15 protein-coding genes are annotated in these 15,766 nt (G+C 63.3%); 8 read left to right on the top strand and 7 right to left on the bottom strand.

Annotated features, from left to right (window positions below; all coding sequences use genetic code 11):
• Positions 1 to 26 precede the first annotated feature (26 nt).
• Genes NUH87_RS10655 through NUH87_RS10645 form a run of 3 tightly spaced genes read left to right on the top strand, consistent with a single transcriptional unit; the run spans position 27 to position 2,848 of the window.
• A complete protein-coding gene (locus tag NUH87_RS10655) occupies positions 27 to 935 on the top strand; it encodes an ABC transporter permease (protein ID WP_338525909.1) in 909 nt (302 codons plus the stop codon).
• Positions 932 to 1,780, top strand: a complete 849-nt coding sequence (locus tag NUH87_RS10650; RefSeq protein WP_040064954.1) for an ABC transporter permease — start codon at positions 932 to 934, stop codon at positions 1,778 to 1,780. Before NUH87_RS10655 ends, NUH87_RS10650 begins: the two co-directional genes overlap by 4 nt.
• 18 nt (positions 1,781 to 1,798) lie before the next feature.
• Positions 1,799 to 2,848 carry an ABC transporter ATP-binding protein gene (locus tag NUH87_RS10645; RefSeq protein WP_338525908.1) on the top strand — a complete coding sequence of 350 codons (1,050 nt, stop codon included), beginning with the start codon at positions 1,799 to 1,801 and terminating at the stop codon, positions 2,846 to 2,848.
• Between the two features lie 10 nt (positions 2,849 to 2,858).
• Here NUH87_RS10645 and NUH87_RS10640 read toward each other — a convergent pair whose 3' ends face one another.
• Positions 2,859 to 3,788, bottom strand: coding sequence for an AraC family transcriptional regulator (locus NUH87_RS10640; RefSeq protein WP_338525907.1), 930 nt, complete (start codon positions 3,786 to 3,788; stop codon positions 2,859 to 2,861).
• Between the two features lie 343 nt (positions 3,789 to 4,131).
• On the opposite strand from NUH87_RS10640, the gene NUH87_RS10635 reads away from it, so the two are divergent.
• Both NUH87_RS10635 and NUH87_RS10630 read left to right on the top strand, forming a co-directional pair.
• Positions 4,132 to 4,497: an antibiotic biosynthesis monooxygenase family protein gene (locus NUH87_RS10635; protein ID WP_338525906.1), complete on the top strand. Its 366-nt coding sequence runs from the start codon at positions 4,132 to 4,134 to the stop codon at positions 4,495 to 4,497.
• 42 nt (positions 4,498 to 4,539) lie between these two features.
• Positions 4,540 to 4,779, top strand: coding sequence for a hypothetical protein (locus tag NUH87_RS10630; protein WP_209437136.1), 240 nt, complete (start codon positions 4,540 to 4,542; stop codon positions 4,777 to 4,779).
• 8 nt (positions 4,780 to 4,787) lie between these two features.
• On the opposite strand, the gene NUH87_RS10625 is transcribed toward NUH87_RS10630, so the two are convergent.
• The 6 genes from NUH87_RS10625 to bglX all read right to left on the bottom strand — a co-directional run bounded on the left by NUH87_RS10625 (position 4,788) and on the right by bglX (position 13,490).
• Positions 4,788 to 5,408: a flavin reductase family protein gene (locus tag NUH87_RS10625; protein ID WP_338525905.1), complete on the bottom strand. Its 621-nt coding sequence runs from the start codon at positions 5,406 to 5,408 to the stop codon at positions 4,788 to 4,790.
• Between the two features lie 204 nt (positions 5,409 to 5,612).
• Positions 5,613 to 6,155, bottom strand: a complete 543-nt coding sequence (locus NUH87_RS10620) for a hypothetical protein (RefSeq protein WP_338525904.1) — start codon at positions 6,153 to 6,155, stop codon at positions 5,613 to 5,615.
• A gap of 299 nt (positions 6,156 to 6,454) precedes the next feature.
• Positions 6,455 to 7,777: an MFS transporter gene (locus tag NUH87_RS10615; protein WP_338525903.1), complete on the bottom strand. Its 1,323-nt coding sequence runs from the start codon at positions 7,775 to 7,777 to the stop codon at positions 6,455 to 6,457.
• Between the two features lie 170 nt (positions 7,778 to 7,947).
• Positions 7,948 to 9,279: a sigma-54 dependent transcriptional regulator gene (locus tag NUH87_RS10610; protein WP_338525902.1), complete on the bottom strand. Its 1,332-nt coding sequence runs from the start codon at positions 9,277 to 9,279 to the stop codon at positions 7,948 to 7,950.
• Positions 9,276 to 11,039, bottom strand: a complete 1,764-nt coding sequence (locus NUH87_RS10605) for a sensor histidine kinase (protein ID WP_338525901.1) — start codon at positions 11,037 to 11,039, stop codon at positions 9,276 to 9,278. The genes NUH87_RS10610 and NUH87_RS10605 overlap by 4 nt, the downstream gene beginning before the upstream one ends.
• Before the next feature lie 159 nt (positions 11,040 to 11,198).
• A complete protein-coding gene (gene bglX / locus NUH87_RS10600; protein ID WP_040064970.1) occupies positions 11,199 to 13,490 on the bottom strand; it encodes a beta-glucosidase BglX in 2,292 nt (763 codons plus the stop codon).
• Between the two features lie 247 nt (positions 13,491 to 13,737).
• Here bglX and NUH87_RS10595 point away from each other — a divergent pair, with 247 nt between their 5' ends.
• The 3 genes from NUH87_RS10595 to NUH87_RS10585 all read left to right on the top strand — a co-directional run bounded on the left by NUH87_RS10595 (position 13,738) and on the right by NUH87_RS10585 (position 15,766).
• Positions 13,738 to 14,349 (top strand): LemA family protein, encoded by a 612-nt coding sequence (locus NUH87_RS10595; RefSeq protein WP_338525900.1) that lies wholly within the window; start codon positions 13,738 to 13,740, stop codon positions 14,347 to 14,349.
• A gap of 69 nt (positions 14,350 to 14,418) precedes the next feature.
• On the top strand, positions 14,419 to 15,117 hold the full coding sequence (locus tag NUH87_RS10590) for a TPM domain-containing protein (protein WP_338525899.1): 699 nt from the start codon (positions 14,419 to 14,421) through the stop codon (positions 15,115 to 15,117).
• 31 nt (positions 15,118 to 15,148) lie between these two features.
• Positions 15,149 to 15,766, top strand: a complete 618-nt coding sequence (locus NUH87_RS10585; protein ID WP_338525898.1) for a TPM domain-containing protein — start codon at positions 15,149 to 15,151, stop codon at positions 15,764 to 15,766.

Here is a 15,766-nt window from a genome sequence, read left to right as displayed (position 1 = left end):
ATGATTGCTCTGTCGAGGCCCTTTCCATGGAACACCAACCTCTGACCCGCTCGGTCGGCGTGGCTTTGCCACGCCCCGATACCGGGATTTCGCCCACCGCCCGCGCCTGGCTTTTCCTCTCGCCGTCGATGCTGTTTCTCGCCGTGCTGATCATCGCCAGCCTGCTGGTACTGCGCATGAGCGTCGGTACCAAGGGCGCCGAGTGGAGCGGTTTCAGCCTGGCCAGCTACGCACAACTGCTTGAGCCCTACTACCTCAAGTCGCTGCTGCTGACCCTGCGCCTGGCGCTGTTCAGTGCCGTGATCGCGGTGCTGCTGGCGATCCCGGTGGCCTACACCATGTCGCGTCTGACCTCGCCGTTCCTGCGCCGGGTTTTCCTCGCGGCGGTGCTCCTGCCGCTGCTGGTCAACCTGTTGCTGCAAAGCTACGGCTGGCTGGTCATTCTCGGTCCCGGCGGCATGCTCAACCAGGCCTTGATGGGCCTGGGCCTGATCAAGCGCCCGATCATGCTGCTGTACAACCAGGACGGGGTGCTGATGGGGCTGGTACAGACCGCCTTCCCCCTGGCGGTCTTGCCGATCGCCAGCGCCATGCGCGGGGTCGCCCGTACCTACGAGGAGGCTGCCGCGACCCTGGGCGCCAGCCGCTTCCAGGTGTTTCGCCAAGTGGTGTTGCCCATGAGCCTGCCGGGCATCATCACCGGCGCGACGCTGGTGTTCGCCTACAACGCCAGCAGCTTCGTCGTGCCCCTGCTGCTGGGCGGGCGACGGGTGCCGATGCTGGCGGTGATGGTCCACGACCAGATCGCCCCGTTGATGAACTGGCCGGCGGCGTCGGCGGCCGGTGTCGTGTTGATCCTGACCACCCTGGCGATCATGACCCTGTCCGAATACGTCACCGGCCGTCGGCGCCGGATGCTGGAGGCCTGCCAATGAGCCTGTCGTCGAACAAACGCCTGTCGATCCTGCCCGGGGAAACCGGGCGCTTCGCCGGTATTCTCTCGGGTGTCATCCTGCTGCTGGCGGTCCTGCCGATCCTGACCATGATCGTCATGTCCTTCAGCGGCGCCTCGAACCTCGACTTCCCGCCCAGCAGCTACAGCCTGCAATGGTATCGCGCGGCCTGGCACACCTTCGTTTCGCCCGATGCCAGCGATGTGCTGAGCCTGGGCAAGGCGATGACCACCAGCCTGCTGGTGGCATGCCTGACCATGGTGCTGGCGACCCTGGTGGCGGTGCCCGCCGCCTATGCCCTGGTGCGCTGCGAGTTCCGCGGCAAGGCACTGGCCCTGCAACTGATGTCGCTACCCCTGGTGTTTCCGATGGTGGTGCTGGGGCTGGCATTGTTGCTGGTGTTCGACAGCCTGCCATTGCAGATGAGCTTCTCGCGCCTGGTGATCGCCCACGTGATCCTGGCCTTGCCCTTCGTGGTGAAGAACTGCACGGCGGCCATGCTCTCCATCGGCAGCGAAGTCGAGGAGGCCGCGCAGATGCTCGGTGCCTCGCCGCAACGGGCGATTCTCGATGTGGTGGTGCCGTTGATGAAGTCGGGGATTCTCGCCGGGATGCTGCTGGCGTTCATCGTCTCGTTCAACGAGTTCACCGTGACCTACTTCCTCTACACCATCGACGTGATGACCGTGCCGATCTGGATGTACAGCCGCACCGTCTCGTCCCTGGACCCCACAGTTTTCTCCTTTGCCGTGCTGATCGTGCTGATCGACTTCGTCCTGATCTGGGCGTTGGAGAAGCTGGTGGGCGAAGGCGGCGTTTCCTTCTGATTTCTTGAGGTGAGCAACATGACTGGACTGATTCTGGAAAACGTCGACAAGCACTACGGCACGGCCTGTGCGGTGAAGGACGTCAATCTGCACCTACCCGAGGGCAAGCTGGTGTGTTTCCTCGGCCCTTCGGGGTGCGGCAAGACCACCTTGCTGCGGATGATCGCCGGCCTGGAAACCCTGACCGGCGGCGAGATCCGCCTGGACGGCGAGGACATCGGCCAGACCCCGGCGCACCTGCGCAACTTCGGCATGGTGTTCCAGTCCCTGGCGCTGTTTCCCCATATGACCGTGGGCGAGAACATCGCCTATCCGCTGAAACTGCGCGGGGTCGGCAAGGTCGAGCAGCAGGCGCGGGTGGTCGAGCTGCTGCAACTGATTCAACTGAGCGCGATGATCGACCGGCCGGTGTCCAAGCTGTCCGGGGGACAGCGCCAGCGCGTGGCAATTGCCCGGGCGATTGCCGCGCGGCCGAAGATCCTGCTGCTGGACGAACCGCTGTCGGCGCTGGACGCCAAGTTGCGCGAATCGATGCAGGTGGAAATCCGCCAACTGCAACAGCGCCTGAACATCACCACCATCATGGTCACCCACGACCAGCGCGAAGCCATGACCATGGCCGATATAGTGGTGGTGCTGGGCGAACATCGGGTGCAGCAGGTGGGCACGCCCATCGAGATCTATCGGCACCCGGCCAACGAGTTCGTGGCCGACTTCATCGGTTCGGGGAATATCTTCCCGGGCACTGTGCTGGGCGGTGGAAGGGTCGGGCTACCGGGAGGCGAGAGTATCGAGGTACCGAGTTGCGCCAATGTCGCGGCCGGCAAGCAGGTGCGGATGCTGGTGCGCCCGGAGGACCTGCAACTCTCCGCGCCCGAGGCGACGGCGGGTAATCGTCTGCTCGGCACGGTGACCTTCGTGCGCGATATCGGCTCGACCATTGAAACCATCGTCGAGTGTTCCGGGGTGTCGTTCACGGCGTTGAGCACGCCGTGCCAGGGGATCGGCCTGGGCGTGGGGCATGCGGTGTCGGTGACCATTCCGGCACAGGCGTGCCGTCTTCTATAGGCGCAAGCTTTCAGACACTCAAGCGCAACCGCGCCAGGTCCCGCAGCGGCGGCGCACCGAACAGCCGGCTGTATTCGCGGCTGAACTGCGAGGGGCTTTCATAGCCCACGCGGTAGCCCGCCGCCGAGGCGTCCAGGCCTTCGATCAGCATCAGGCGCCGCGCTTCCTGCAGGCGCAGTTGCTTCTGGTACTGCAACGGGCTCATGGAGGTCATCGACTTGAACCGGTGGTGCAGGGTGGACACGCTCAGGTTGGCTTCACGCGCCAGGTTGTCGATGCGCAGCGGTTGCTCGAAATTGCCGTTCAACCATTTGATCGCCTGGCAGACCCGATGGCTCTGGCTGTTGGCGACGGCAATCTCATACAGCCGGTAGCCCTGCGGGCTGCGCAGCAGTCGATAGAAAATCTCCCGACGGATCAGCGGTGCGAGCATGTTGATGTCTTTCGGGCTGTCGAGCAGGCGGGTCAGGCGCAGCAGGGCATCGAACATCTGCGTGTCCAGACGCTCCACATACAAGCCGCGCCCGGTCGGCCGGCTGGGCACGCCCATGGGGCCGGCCTCGGCAATCAAGGCACTGATTTCGGCCGGATCGATGTCCAGGCGCAAGGCCAGGATGGGATGTTCCGGCGAGGCACTGGCAATCCGTCCGCAGACCGGCATGGAAACCGAGACCACCATGTAGTTCAGCGGATCATAGAGAAAGCTTTCATCCCCCAGGCGCACTTCCTTGCGGCCCTGGGCCATGACGCACAGGGCCGGCTGGGCCAGCGCCGGGGAGAATTCATGGGGGCGGCTATGACGGGACAGGTGCAGGGCCCCCACCGCGGTGGCATAGCTGCCGTCTTCCCCGGTGTTGCGGCAGATGATCCCGGCCAGTTCCGCGCGCAACTTTTCCATTTCGACCGGCAGGGGGATTTGGGGTTGATCGAGCAAGGACATGGTGGGCCCTGGAAGTGATGGCGAATGGAGGCAAGCTTAAGTTTGGGCAATCCGCGGTGCCAGGCCAATACTGCGCGATTCTTGCCTGATTCTGCAGTCTTTTCATATGACGGTCATATTACAGGCGGCCCGGCGCCACGAAATTGCTTAAAACCCACCCGGCCGGGGAGTGGCCTGTTGGCGCTAGCGGCGCTCAGGGGCATCGGCGTCGCGGCAGGATTGTGCAATAAGCCGACAGGAATCGACTAACGACCCCTCGGCAAACCTTCTAATCTCTGTTCCTGTCGCAGTCAGTCCCAGGACTGATTGAGCGAGTACAACCTTCTCTTCGGGAGCGCCGCGCATGTCCAAGCCTATCCCCGTCAGTCATATGGTCTTCGTTCGTGCACGCCCTGGGCGTTCCGCCGAACTGGGCGCACGGCTGAGCAGCCTGATCGAACCTTCCCGCCAGGCACCCGGTTGCTTGCAGTTTTCCCTGCAACATTCCCTGGCCGATGCCGACCTGTGGCTGGTGTCGGGATTCTGGGTCAACCAACCGGCCATGACGGCCTACTTCAATACCCCGGCCATGCAGGTCTTTGCCGAGCTGGTTCAGGAGTTGGTGGTCGACAGCTTCGACTTCCATACCTTCAGCGATGTCAGCGCCGTCCGGGCCCAGTGCGATTTTCATCTGTCCAGTGCCGGTGCCCTGCAGCGGTTGGCCAGCTGAAGGGTTAGAATGCCGGCCGATCAATTGGCCGGGATAACAGGCATGGCACGCAAAGAGTTCGCACACTTCGAAGCCGTTTCGGCAGTGGTTCCCGGTGAGGGCGGTTATAGCGCGGCGATTGCCGTGAAAGCCCTGGGTGGTTCCGGCGCACCGCGCTTTCACAAGATACTCGATGAACAGAAGTTCAAGACCGCCTTCGAGGCCGACGAGGCTGCCGCGCATGAGCTTGCGCGACTGCTCGATGTCGACGAAGAGGGCGAGTTGTCCTGGTCGGTTGTCTAAGGGCCGATTTATCTGGGGCGGAACATCTTGAACAGGGCTTCCGGGCCCAACTGGAAGTAGTCCGCCGGGCCACCGCCGCGCAGAATCGGTTCGGCGGCGGCGGTGTCGTAGATCCCATCCTTGAGCAGCCACTTGGCGATATGCACGGCCACCACTTCGCCGAGCACCAGCCAGGTAGGCACCAATTCCTGATCCGCCCGTTGCAGTTGAATGATCTGGGTGACCTTGCATTCGAAGGACACCGGGCTTTCCTCTACTCGCGGCACCTGGATGATCCGTGAAGCGGCGGGCGTGAGGCCGGCCAGTTCGAATTCATTGATCTCGGCGGGCGCGGCCGCAGAACTCTGGTTCATGGCTTCGGCCAGGGGGCGGGTGGCGAGGTTCCAGGCGAATTCGCCGGTTTGTTCGATGTTGTTCAGGCTGTCCTTGCGGCCGACGCTGGCGAATCCGACGATCGGCGGGATGTAGTTGAACGCGTTGAAAAAGCTGTAGGGCGCCAGGTTCAGGCGGCCTTGGGCATCCTGTGAGGAAATCCAGCCGATGGGGCGCGGTCCGACGATGGCGTTGAACGGATCGTGGGGCAGGCCGTGGCCGTTGGCGGGTTCGTAGTAGTGGATAGCGTCGGACATGGTTCGAAGGTTTCCAGGGACTGGATGAACAAGGGAAGGCGATAGTGTGCGACGCGGGGCGAGGAAATGCGATAGGTCTGGGGCGAGCACTGCCCCTTGTAGGAGCCCGCAGCAAGCCGGCTCCCACAGGTTTCGCGGAACTTTCAGGACTCCCAAAAAACATTAAGCCCGGCCGAAGCCGGGCTGCAAAGCCGTGCGAGTGAGTTAGCTGATGGCAGCAGCGCCAGGGGTTTTGTCGTAGCCGTCAGCGGCAACAGCGTTGGCACCTGGGGTTTTGTCGTAACCGTCAGCCGCTACAGCGTTGGCACCTGGAGTCTTGTCGTAGCCATCAGCCGCTACAGCGTTGGCACCTGGGGTTTTGTCGTAGCCGTCAGCCGCTACAGCGTTGGCTCCTGGGGTTTTGTCGTAGCCGTCAGCCGCTACAGCGTTGGCACCTGGGGTTTTGTCGTAGCCATCAGCAGCAACAGCATTAGCGCCTGGAGTCTTGTCGTAACCATCTGCAGCCACGGTGTAGGCGCTACCAGGGGTTTTGTCATAGCCATCGGCAGCGAAGGTGTTTGCAGCCAGTACCGAAAGGGCCAGGGCGAAGATCAGTTTGGTTTTCATGGTGGTTGCTCCTGAAAGGTGTTCGTTTTGTTCAGTGGGTGTGGAAGTGATTTTACGCTTGTAAATTTGATTAAAAAGCGCAAAAAAAAGCTTAAAACAATCGTATAGATCGATATATATGGCGCCAGGAACGGTCGGCATTCAAGGTGATGCCAGGGGCGAGGGCCAGGTCGATTTAACGTAGGATCAGGATGTCGCGCGGAAATTAACTGACCATTAATGCAGATAATTCTTTTGCGATTGCGCAGAAATGCGTCGGGATCGCCCTGTAGAGGCGTGGATGAAGGGAGGAATGCGATCTTCCAAACACCGCCGCACCCTGTAGGAGCCGGCTTGTCGGGACGCCGCACCGCGGCGATGGCGTCCACATGGACGCCGCAAGGCTCAAGGGCCTCATCGCCGGCAAGCCGGCTCCCACAAGGGCACAGCAGCGTTGTTACTCAGTCGGTCTCGATCCGCGAATGCTTGCGGGTGTCCTTCATGGTCACGTACACCAGCAGCGAACAGGCGATGCAGGCCGTCACGTACCAGTAGTAACCGGTTTCCATGCCGATGCTCTTGAACCACAGCGCAATGTATTCCGCGGTGCCGCCGAAGATCGATACGGTCAGGGCATACGGCAGGCCCACGCCCAGTGCGCGGATTTCAGTCGGGAACAGCTCGGCCTTCACCACCGCGTTGATCGAGGTGTAGCCGCTGACGATGATCAGCGCCGCCATGATCAGGAAGAACGCGCCCCACCAGGTCTGGATGGTGTGCAGGGTGCTCAGGATCGGCACGGTGAACAGCGTCCCGAGGATGCCGAAGGCAATCAGGATCGGCCGCCGGCCGAGCTTGTCCGACAGCGCCCCGACCAGCGGTTGCAGGCACATGAACAGGAACAGCGTCGCCGCCGAAATGGTGGTGGAGTCGGCGATGCTCATGCCGACCGTGTTCACCAGGTATTTCTGCATGTAGGTGGTGTAGGTGTAGAACGCCAGGGTACCGCCCATGGTCAGGCCGACCACGGTCATCAGTTCCTTGGGATGACGCATCAAGGTGCGCATCAGGCTCTCTTTCGGCTTTTCCTTCTTCTGGGTGAAGGACTCGGTTTCTTCCATGCCGCGACGCAGGTAGAGCGCCACCACGGCACACAGGGCACCGATGCCGAACGGAATCCGCCAGCCCCAGTCCTGCAGCTGTTCGGTGCTGAGGGTCTGTTGCAGCACGATCAGCACCGCCAGGGCGATGAGCTGGCCGGAGATCAGGGTCACGTACTGGAAGCTGGAGAAGAAGCCGCGGCGTTCCTTGGTCGCCATCTCGCTGAGGTAGGTGGCCGAGGTGCCGTATTCGCCGCCGACCGACAGGCCCTGCATCAGGCGGGCGACCACCAGCAGGATCGGCGCGCCGACGCCGATGGTTTCATAGCCCGGGGTGAGGGCGATGATCAGGGAACCCGCGCACATCAGCAGGACCGAGGCCATCAGGGCGGCCTTGCGCCCCTTGCGGTCGGCGTAGAGGCCCATCAGCCAGCCGCCGATCGGACGCATCAGGAAACCCACGGCGAAGATCGCGGCGGTGTTGAGGAGTTGGGCGGTGGTGTCGCCCTTGGGGAAGAAGACCTTGGCGAAGTACAGCGAGAACGCGGCGTAGACGTACCAGTCGTACCATTCGACCATGTTGCCGACCGAGCCGCTGAAGATCGATTTCAGACGGCTGGAGGTGGTTCTTTCTTTGGCCGGCGCGGCCGCCGACCCCAGGGGCAGGGTAGTGGAGTTATCCATCAGGGAACCTTCAAGTCATTGTTTTTGTGGAGCGCGCGCAAGCGCAGCCTGACAGGGCTATAGCAGGAGCTGTGCCAAGGGGCGAAGGCCCGGTTTAGACGGGTTGGCGGGATTTGGTGAGCGGAAATCCGCTCATGGGTGATCGATCGGTAAGCGGAAAATTGCCGATGTCACTCATCCTTGAGAAACATCTCGCGCACCAGCCCATGGCGCTGCATCTTTTCATTGAAGGTACGGCGCGGCAGTTGCAGCTCTTCGAGTACCGCTTTCACATCGCCCTTGTGCCGGGTCAGGGCCGAACGCAGGCACTGCGCTTCAAACGCCTCCTGCTGCGCCGCCAGGGATTGGCCCGGATCGATGCCTTCGGGCTCCGGCTCACCCAGGCCGAGTACCGAGCGTTCGGCGACGTTGGCCAGCTCCCGCACATTGCCCGGCCAGTCATGGCTCAACAGACGGCTCAGTTGCGCGCCGCCCAACGGCGTCGAGGTCCGCCCCAGTCGCTGCGCCGCGCCGTAGGCGAAGTGCTCGAACAGCAAGGGGATATCTTCGCGTCGTTCGCGCAGCGGTGGCAGGCGCAATTGCGCCACCGTCAGCCGATAGGCCAGGTCCTCGCGAAAACGTCCGGCCCGCGCCTCGTCGAGCAAGTCGGGCTTGGTCGCCGCGACGATGCGCAGGTCCACCGCGATGCTCTGGTTCGAACCCAGCCGCTCCAGCTTCTGTTCCTGCAACACCCGCAGCAGTTTCACCTGCTGGGCCAGCGGCATGCTTTCGATTTCGTCGAGAAACAGCGTGCCGCCATCGGCGTACTCCAGCTTGCCGATGCGCTTGCCCTGGGCGCCGGTGAAGGCCCCGCTTTCATGACCGAACAACTCGGCCTCGAACAACGCCTCGGGAATCGCCGCGCAGTTGAGGGCGACAAACGGCTTGTCGGCCCTCGGCCCGAAATCATGCAGGCAGCGCGCGACCAACTCCTTGCCGCTGCCGGTTTCGCCGCGGATCAGCACATTGACCGGCAACGCCGCCAGCTCCAGCACCTGCCGACGCAGGGTCTGCAGGCTACGGGACACTCCCAGCAGGCTGCGCTCGAGTCGCGAGCGATGGTCCGCCTGTTCGTGCAACTGGCGGTTTTCCAGCACCAGGCGGCGTTTCTCCATGGCCCGGGCGAGGCTGGCGAGCAGGGTCTGCGGGCTGAAGGGTTTTTCCAGGAAGTCGTAGGCCCCATCGCGCATGGCCTCCACCGCCATGGGCACATCGCCGTGACCGGTCAGCAGGATCACCGGCAAGTCGCAATCGTGTTCCCGCAAGCGCGCCAGCAATTCCAGGCCGCCCATGCCGGGCATGCGCACGTCACTGAGGATCACCCCGGGGAAATCCCGTGGCAGTTGCGCCAGGCACTCCTCGGCGCGGCTGAAGGTTTGCACCTGGAATCCCGACAGGCTCAACCATTGCTCGACGGCCGTGCGGATGCTGGCTTCGTCATCGACCACGATCACGGCGTTCATCGAGTATTCATCTCCGGGGCAATCGGCAGGGTCAGGCTGAAGTGGGCGCCGCCCTGGCGATTGTCGACGCTCAGGCGGCCGTCCAGTTCATGGACGATGGCATAGGAAACCGCCAGGCCCAGGCCCAGCCCTTCGCCCACCGGCTTGGTGGTGAAGAACGGGTCGAAGACCTTCGCCAGGTGTTCCTCGGCGATACCGCCGCCGCTGTCGCCGACGGTCAACAACCACAGCGGCGGGCGGGCCTCGATGCGGATCTCCAGGCGTTTGAACGGTTTGTCGTGCATGGCATCCAGGGCGTTGCGCAACAGGTTGATCAGCACCTGCTCCAGGCGAATGGCATCGCCACGGACCCAGGCCGGACGGGTCAGGTGCAGCACGCTGCTGACCGCGTCTTCACGCAGGCGCGGCTCCAGCAGCTGCAACGCCTGATCCACCACACCGGCCAGGTCGAGGGGTTCGCGCAGGCCGCTGGGACTTTGGCGTGCGTAGGTCTTCAGGTGGCCGGTGAGGGCCGCCATGCGGGTCAGCATCTGGTCCAGGGGATCGAGGGCCTGGTGGGCCGCCTCGATCCGGCCGTGGTCGAGCAGCAGGCGCAAGGTGGCCAATTGCATGCGCTGGGCGGTCAGCGGCTGGTTGATCTCATGGGCGAGGGCCGCGGACATCTGCCCCAGCGCCGCCAGCTTGGCCGATTGCACCAGGCCGTCCTGGGCGGTGCGCAGGTCGCGGGTGCGTTCCTCCACCAGGCGCTCCAACTCTTCGCGACTGCGTTGGCGCAGGCGTGCCAGGCGCCAACGTTGGCTGAGGAACAGCAGCAGGAACACCAGCGCCAGCCACAGGCCGGCAGCGGCGAGACCGGCATTGCGCCGCTCCTCGGCGGCCATCTGCGGTTTGCGCAGCAGGTGCAGGGTCCAGTCTTCCGGGGGCAGCGGCAGCGACTCCCAGAGGTAGTCGGCGCGACCGTCCGGAGCGTCGACCCGGGTCAGGTAGCTGTTGTCGCCGAACACCTGCAAGGACCGGTATTCGAGGGGGCTCAAGGACTGCTTGTCATATTGCCGAGTACTGCCGATTTCGCTGCGGTCGGTGTCGTGCAGCGGTCGCAGCAGGCGATAGCGCCAGCCGGGCTGGTTGGCGATGAACACGATGTCGCGGGCATCGCTGACCAGCAAGGTGTCATTGCCTTTGCTCCATTCGTGTTCCAGCTCCGGAAACTCCAGCTTCACCACCATCGCCCCGAGGAATTCGCCGTTGTCGCCGGTCACCGCGCTGGCGAGAAAATAGCCGGGAATGCCGCTGGTCACGCCCACGGCATAGAAGCGCCCGCTGCCCTCGGCGCGGGTCTGGTTGAAGTAGGGGCGAAACCCATAGTCGTGGCCGACATAGCTGCTGGGCAGGCGCCAGTTGCTGGCGGCCACCGACAGGCCGTTGCGGTCCAGCAGTTGCAAGGTGGAAGAGCGTGCCGCGCCGTTGATCCGTTCCAGTTTGCGGTTCAGGGCGTCCTGTTGTGTCGCGTCGATGGGACCGGTCAGGGCCGCGCGTAGTTGCGGGTCGAGGGCGAGCACGGCGGGCAGCGCGCGGTAGCGTTCGATCAGGGTGTGCAGGGCGTTGGCGTAGAGTGTCAGCTGCGCCTTGCCGCGCGCGGCGTCGTCCACCAGGGCCTGTTGTTCGGCGCGCTGCATGGCCCAGCCGGCGGCCAGGACGGTGCCGGCGAGAATCAGCAGGGTGTAGAGCGCCAGACGCAGGAAACGGGGAATCGGCGACATGCGGGTAACGACAGGTTGGGGACGGTCGTGAAAGATAACATGTCGAATCAGGCTGACGCTGACTTGTGGGAGCGGTGCTTGCCCGCGAAGCTTTTGGCGACCTCAAGGTCCATTTCGCGGGCAAGCTCCGCTCCCACAAGGAGCGGCCGGTGGTGGGGGTTACAGCAGGTTGAAACTCTGTTGCTTCACGTCCACCGAATCCAGGCCGATCTGCACGTTGAATTCACCCGGTTCCGCGGCGTACTTCAACTGGGTGTTGTAGAACTTCAGGTCGTTCTCGTCGATGTCGAAGTGAATGACCTTCTGCTCGCCTGCCTTGAGCATCACCTTCTGGAAGTTCTTCAGTTCCTTGACCGGACGGATCATGGAACCGGCGACATCCTGGATATACAACTGCACCACGGTCTCGCCATCACGCTTGCCGGTGTTCTTGAGCGTGATGCTGGCATCGAGCTTGCCGTTCTTTTTCAGCGTGGTCGACGACAGTGCCATGTCGCTCAGGCTGAAATCGGTGTAGCTCAGGCCGTAGCCGAAGGGGTACAGCGGGGTGTTTTCCTCGTCGAAGTACTGCGAGGTGTAGTTGCCCGGCTTGCCCGGGGTGTACGGACGGCCGATGGTCAGGTGGTTGTAGTACATCGGCACCTGGCCAACCGAGCGCGGGAAGGTGATCGGCAGCTTGCCCGACGGGTTGTAGTCGCCGAACAGCACGTCGGCGATGGCGTTGCCGCCTTCGGTGCCGCTGAACCAGGTTTCCAGCACGGCATCGGCCTGGTCTTGCTCCTGGCCGATGGTCAGCGGACGGCCGTTCATCAGCACCAGCACCAGCGGCTTGCCGGTGGCCTTGAGGGCCTTGATCAGTTCACGCTGGCTGGCCGGGATGTTCAGGTCGGTACGGCTCGACGACTCGTGGGACATGCCCCGCGACTCGCCCACCGCGGCGATCACCACATCCGCCTGCTGTGCGGCCTTGACCGCTTCGTCGATCATCTGCTGCGCCGGGCGCGGATCATCCACCACTTCCGGGGCGTCGAAGTTGAGGAAGTTCAGGTAGTCCACGACCTTCTTGTCGGCGGTGATGTTCGAGCCGCGGGCATAGACCAGTTGGCCCTTGTCACCCAGGGCGCGGCTCATGCCGTCATACAGCGTGACCGATTGTGCCGGCAGGCCGGCGGCGGCCCAGCTGCCCATCATGTCGATCGGCGCCTTGGCCAGCGGGCCGACCAGGGCGATCTTCGCCGATTTCTGCAGCGGCAGGGTCTGCCCCTGGTTCTTCAGCAGGACCAGGCTGCGGCGCGCGATATCCCGGGCATCGCTACGGTGCAGGCGGCTTTCGGCGTTGGTGTCGGCCGGATCGTCCTCGGCCTTGCCGATACGCAGGTACGGGTCCTTGAACAGGCCCATGTCGTACTTGGCGCCGAGCACTTCACGCACGGCGTTGTCCAGCTCGCGCTGCGGCACTTCGCCGGACTTGATCAGCCCCGGCAGTTCCTTGCCATAGAGCGAGTCGTTCATGCTCATGTCGATGCCGGCCTTGATCGCCAGCTTGGCCGCCTCGCGACCGTCCTTGGCGACGCCATGCTTGAGCAGTTCGAAAATAGCCCCGTGGTCGCTCACCGCCAGGCCCTTGAAGCCCCAGTCCTTGCGCAGCAGGTCCTGCATCAGCCAGGTGTTGGAGGTGGCGGGGACGCCGTTGACCGAGTTCAGGGCAACCATCACCCCGCCGGCGCCGGCGTCGATGGCCGCGCGATAGGGCGGCAGGTAGGTCTGGTACATCTTCACCGGGCTCATGTCGACCACGTTGTAGTCGCGACCGCCTTCCACCGCGCCGTAGAGGGCAAAGTGCTTGACGCTGGCCATGATGCTGTCCGGCTCGCTCGGGCTCTTGCCCTGGTAGGCGTGGACCATCACCTTGGCGATGCGCGAGACCAGGTAGGTGTCCTCGCCGAAGCCTTCGGAGGTCCGGCCCCAGCGCGGGTCACGGGAAATATCGACCATGGGCGCGAAGGTGATGTCCAGGCTGTCGGCGCTGGCTTCCTGGGCGGCGATGCGTCCGGAGCGGCCGATGGCGTCCATGTCCCAGCTGGAGGCCAGGCCCAGGCTGATGGGGAAAATGGTCCGGTGGCCGTGGATCACGTCATAGGCGAAGAACATCGGGATCTTCAGCCGGCTGCGCATGGCCGCGTCCTGCATCGGACGGTTTTCCGGGCGGGAGATGGAGTTGAAGGTGCCGCCGATGTTGCCGGCGGCGATTTCCTTGCGGATCAGTTCCCGGGGCATTTCCGGGCCGATGCTGATCAGGCGCAACTGGCCGATCTTTTCCTCGAGGGTCATCTGCTTCATCAGTCGGGCGATGAAGGCGTCCTTGTTTTCAAGGGGGGCGGGCTTTGTGTCAGCCACTACCGGGAGACTGGCCAGGCCAATAGCGAGGCCCAGCAAACACAACTTCTTCATGAATGATTATCTCGGGGGCCCGGTCCGGCGAGCAGTCGTTGTGCACTGGCCGGGCTGTATTAGTTATAAGGAGTGACTATTGTTGTGCTCATTAATCCAGCACACTTCTGAGCTGTTTTTCGCGCTGGGCATCTTTTAGCCGATTGGCTTCACACATTCCAGTGGCGGTGGCGGATTATGCCCCAGTTCCGGGTACGGATAATCCCGGGTTTTTTCCCTTTTCAGCGTTTCAAGGAGCGTTTCGAGCATGGCGGCACAACAGGGTTTGCGTTCGAGTTGGAGATTCGCCGTACTGGCATTGCTGGCGACGTTGCTGGCCGGCTGCGGTATCAACGACATTCCCACCTACGACGAACAGGTGAAAGCCAACTGGGCCCAGGTGCAGAACCAGTACCAGCGGCGTGCGGACCTGATCCCGAACCTGGTGGAGACGGTCAAGGGCTATGCGAAACAGGAACAGGAAACCCTCACCGCGGTGATCGAGGCGCGGGCCAAGGCCACCTCGATCCAGGTCGATGCCGGTACCCTGGACAATCCCGAGAAGCTCAAGCAGTACCAGGACGCCCAGGGCCAACTGACCGGTGCGCTCAGTCGCTTGATGGTGGTCTCGGAGCGTTACCCGGACCTGAAGTCGAACCAGAACTTCCTGGCCCTGCAGTCCCAGCTCGAAGGCACGGAAAACCGCATCAGCGTAGCCCGGCGTGACTTCATCCTCAGTGTGGAAAAGTACAACACCGAGATCCGCACCTTTCCCGGTCGCCTCTGGCACAGCCTGATGTACAGCGACCTGGCGCTGCGCCCGACCTTCGAAGCGACCGCCCAGGACGCCGATAAAGCGCCTCAGGTGAAGTTCCAGTAACCCGTTGATCGTTGCCGCGCGCGAGTGCGCGGCAACGATCCATCCCGCGACATCACGGACGAGGTAGGCATGCGTATTTTCAAGGGGGCCTTGTGGTTGTTGCTCTGCACGCTGGCGCTGACGGCCAGGGCCGAGCTGCAGTTTCCCGAACTGACCGGGCGGGTGGTGGACAGCGCCCAGATGATCGACGCGCCGGTGCGCGAGGCCTTGAGCCAGCAGTTGCTGGCGCATGAAAAGGCCACCGGCGAGCAGGTCGTGGTGGTCACCGTGGGGAACCTGCAGGGCGCGACCATCGAGGATTACGGTTACCAGTTGGGGCGTCACTGGGGAATCGGCCAGAAGGACCAGAACAACGGCGCGCTGCTGATCGTGGCCCGGGACGAGCACAAGGTGCGGATCGAAGTGGGTTATGGCCTGGAAGACCGCCTGACCGACGCCCAGTCAGCCTTGATCATCAACCAGTTGATCGTGCCGCAGTTCAAGCGCGGCCATGTGTCCAGCGGCATCAGTTCCGGGGTCGACGCTCTGCTCAACGTACTGGGTAACCCGCCGCTGGAAAAAACCGAGTCCGGCAGTGATTTCGGCTCACGGCATCCGGTATTCATCGGCTTCCTCATGGTGCTCTTCGTCCTGTTCTGCGCGATCATGCAGTGGATGGGCTTTGGGCCCAAGCGCGGCGACTCGGGGGGCGGCGGCGGACGTTCCGGCGGAGGCTTCAGCGGTGGCGGCGGCAGCTTCGGCGGCGGCGGATCATCAGGCAGTTGGTAACCCCCCTAATCACTAGAGAGCATGCACAATCATGGCCTTACTGAGTGAACACGAACAACGCCAGGTCGCCGAAGCGATTGCCCAGGTCGAGCAGCAGACCGACGCGGAACTGGTGACGGTGCTGGCAAGTCGCGCCGACGACTACGCCTATATCCCGCTGCTGTGGGCCAGCCTGCTGGCGCTGCTGGTGCCGGGGATCGTCAACTTCGTCTTTGGCTGGCTGAACAGCCACAGCCTGCTGGCGGCGCAGTGGAGCAGTTTTATCGTGCTGTGCCTGCTGTTTCGCATCCCGTCGATCACCAGCCGGCTGATTCCGCGTACGGTGCGGCACTGGCGGGCGTCGGGCCTGGCGCGGCGGCAGTTCCTCGAACAGAACCTGCACCATACCGTCGGCGCTACCGGTGTGCTGATTTTTGTCAGCGAGGCCGAGCGCCACGTCGAAATCCTGGTGGACAAGGGGATTTCCCGACGGCTGGACGACAGCGCCTGGGACCCCATCGTCAAGGCCTTCACCGAGCAGGTCAAGCAAGGGCAGACCTTGCAGGGCTTTATCACCTGCATCCAGTCCTGCGGCGAGCTGCTCAAGACCCATGTGCCGGTGACCCAGGCGCGTAACGAGCTGCCTAACCGCCTGGTGGTGCTGGGCTGA

The organism is Pseudomonas batumici, assembly GCF_036585405.1.
Lineage (GTDB): Bacteria > Pseudomonadota > Gammaproteobacteria > Pseudomonadales > Pseudomonadaceae > Aquipseudomonas > Aquipseudomonas batumici.
The sequence above is the reverse complement of the archived record's forward strand: the minus strand, read 5'-3'. Positions and strand labels throughout refer to the sequence as shown.

Bases quoted from the DNA above. Each gene is read 5' to 3' on its own strand.
- NUH87_RS10620 (WP_338525904.1), bottom strand. From the start codon at position 6,155: ATGCCGACCGTTCCTGGCGCCATATATATCGATCTATACGATTGTTTT.
- NUH87_RS10610 (WP_338525902.1), bottom strand. From the start codon at position 9,279: ATGAACGCCGTGATCGTGGTCGATGACGAAGCCAGCATCCGCACGGCC.
- NUH87_RS10615 (WP_338525903.1), bottom strand. From the start codon at position 7,777: ATGGATAACTCCACTACCCTGCCCCTGGGGTCGGCGGCCGCGCCGGCC.
- NUH87_RS10585 (WP_338525898.1), top strand. From the start codon at position 15,149: ATGGCCTTACTGAGTGAACACGAACAACGCCAGGTCGCCGAAGCGATT.
- NUH87_RS10655 (WP_338525909.1), top strand. From the start codon at position 27: ATGGAACACCAACCTCTGACCCGCTCGGTCGGCGTGGCTTTGCCACGC.
- NUH87_RS10590 (WP_338525899.1), top strand. From the start codon at position 14,419: ATGCGTATTTTCAAGGGGGCCTTGTGGTTGTTGCTCTGCACGCTGGCG.
- NUH87_RS10650 (WP_040064954.1), top strand. From the start codon at position 932: ATGAGCCTGTCGTCGAACAAACGCCTGTCGATCCTGCCCGGGGAAACC.
- NUH87_RS10605 (WP_338525901.1), bottom strand. From the start codon at position 11,039: ATGTCGCCGATTCCCCGTTTCCTGCGTCTGGCGCTCTACACCCTGCTG.
- NUH87_RS10625 (WP_338525905.1), bottom strand. From the start codon at position 5,408: ATGTCCGACGCTATCCACTACTACGAACCCGCCAACGGCCACGGCCTG.
- NUH87_RS10635 (WP_338525906.1), top strand. From the start codon at position 4,132: ATGTCCAAGCCTATCCCCGTCAGTCATATGGTCTTCGTTCGTGCACGC.
- NUH87_RS10640 (WP_338525907.1), bottom strand. From the start codon at position 3,788: ATGTCCTTGCTCGATCAACCCCAAATCCCCCTGCCGGTCGAAATGGAA.
- NUH87_RS10645 (WP_338525908.1), top strand. From the start codon at position 1,799: ATGACTGGACTGATTCTGGAAAACGTCGACAAGCACTACGGCACGGCC.
- NUH87_RS10630 (WP_209437136.1), top strand. From the start codon at position 4,540: ATGGCACGCAAAGAGTTCGCACACTTCGAAGCCGTTTCGGCAGTGGTT.
- bglX (WP_040064970.1), bottom strand. From the start codon at position 13,490: ATGAAGAAGTTGTGTTTGCTGGGCCTCGCTATTGGCCTGGCCAGTCTC.
- NUH87_RS10595 (WP_338525900.1), top strand. From the start codon at position 13,738: ATGGCGGCACAACAGGGTTTGCGTTCGAGTTGGAGATTCGCCGTACTG.